We start from the raw sequence: 1,488 nt of genomic DNA on the forward strand, positions 1-1,488 counted from the left end.
GAGAAGTGGATTGAGGTAGCAACTGATCGCTATGAAGCTATGCAAGAGGTTATCAGAGAAGCACAAGGTTTATATCGTCAGTATAATCTTTATGCTGCTTTGCAGTATATCGTTATTGAAGATCAACAACTAGAACATCTTGTCAGCTCTCTATACATTGCTCTGAATGCTCTTTGTAAATATTTTGACCGTTAAGTAAAAGCGTTAAAATATATAAGATACACAAACTTTCGAAAAAGATGTGAAACATTTTTCTATACAATGTGTTGTACTTGTATTACAATGAATACAAAAGGTTAGGAATATATTATGACGATATCTATTCGATTACCAAGTGATCTTGAAACACGTTTGAATAATTTAGCTCTTAAAACAGGGCGTACAAAGTCTTTTTATTTGCGTGAGATTATTGAACAGGGAATAGAGGAAGCGGAAGATTATTATTTAGCTTCACAAGTAAGAGAGCGTATTCGAAAGGGAAATGCTACTTTTTATAGCTCTGAAGAGGTGAGGAAAGAGCTTGGTTTGGACGATTAAATATGAAAAAAAGGCTCTCAATTTTTTAAAAAAATGTGATAAAAAAGAAGCACGCCGGATTGTTGATTTTTTAGATAAGCACGTTGCTGTCCTTGAAGATGTGCGTGTAGTGGGTAAGCCTTTAAGAGGTCCATTATCAGGCTTGTGGAGATATCGTGTGGGAGATTACAGGATATTATGTGATCTCTACGATAAAGAGCTTTTGGTCTTGGTTTTAGCTGTTGGACATAGAAAAAATATATATAAAAGCTAAAATGACCATTTACGCTTAACAAATACCATATTTAGATTAATTGAGATAAAAAATACCATATCGTGATTTTTGAGTTGACAAGGTGGTAGAAATGGTATTTAATGACATCGCGGCACTAGTCGTATTGTGCCTAAAATTAGATTTATAATATAATTTTTATTTCTTGCTATGCTACGGAAAGCCCTGCGTTTGCAGGGTTTTTTGTTAGGATAATCAAGTTTAGTTGTTTTTATTTATTGACGATTTATTGACCTCCTCTTGCCCCCTCGAGAGTGAGGTCTTTTTTGTATTTTGCACTTTAAAGGAATAATCCATGGCATCTGGATCAGATAAGTCTGTGAAGGGGACACCGCCCAATGCAGGAGCAGGGCGTGTGAAAGGTGTTCCCAATAAGACAACGCGCATTCTTAAAGAGGCTGTGATTAAAGCAGCCGAGCAGGCTGGCAACAAATATGGCAATGAAGGTTTGATTTCTTATCTTGAACGCCAGGCTGTCAAATGCCCAGCGGCTTATTTAGCTTTGTTGGGCAAGATCTTACCTTTGCAGGTTACCGGTGAAAATGATGAAGCCATCAAGATGATTACCCGTGTTGAGATTGTTGCGCCTGTTATAAAGGACAAGGCAGCTGTTTAAGGGTGATTGAGATGGCTACAGCTCAAGTTGTGATCATCGAGAAATTAATCCCGTTGTTTCAAGG

3 protein-coding genes and 1 pseudogene are annotated in these 1,488 nt (G+C 37.2%); all 4 read left to right on the top strand.

Translation table 11 applies throughout. The annotated features are described in order from the left end of the window. A pseudogene (locus J7R05_RS07105) lies at nucleotides 1–195 on the top strand (hypothetical protein); the annotation flags it as partial. Nucleotides 196–309: 114 nt separating this feature from the next. After that, a complete protein-coding gene (gene relB, locus J7R05_RS07110) occupies nucleotides 310–537 on the top strand; it encodes a type II toxin-antitoxin system RelB family antitoxin (RefSeq protein WP_208541754.1) in 228 nt (75 codons plus the stop codon). Further along, on the top strand, nucleotides 521–790 hold the full coding sequence (locus J7R05_RS07115; protein WP_208541755.1) for a type II toxin-antitoxin system RelE family toxin: 270 nt from the start codon (nucleotides 521–523) through the stop codon (nucleotides 788–790). The genes relB and J7R05_RS07115 overlap by 17 nt, the downstream gene beginning before the upstream one ends. A 313-nt stretch (nucleotides 791–1,103) precedes the next feature. Then, nucleotides 1,104–1,424, top strand: coding sequence for a hypothetical protein (locus J7R05_RS07120; RefSeq protein WP_010704015.1), 321 nt, complete (start codon nucleotides 1,104–1,106; stop codon nucleotides 1,422–1,424). Nucleotides 1,425–1,488 lie beyond the last annotated feature (64 nt).

The organism is Bartonella capreoli (genome assembly GCF_902813205.1).
GTDB classification, from domain to species: Bacteria; Pseudomonadota; Alphaproteobacteria; order Rhizobiales; family Rhizobiaceae; genus Bartonella; species Bartonella schoenbuchensis.

Bases quoted from the DNA above. Each gene is read 5' to 3' on its own strand.
- relB (WP_208541754.1), top strand. From the start codon at position 310: ATGACGATATCTATTCGATTACCAAGTGATCTTGAAACACGTTTGAAT.
- J7R05_RS07120 (WP_010704015.1), top strand. From the start codon at position 1,104: ATGGCATCTGGATCAGATAAGTCTGTGAAGGGGACACCGCCCAATGCA.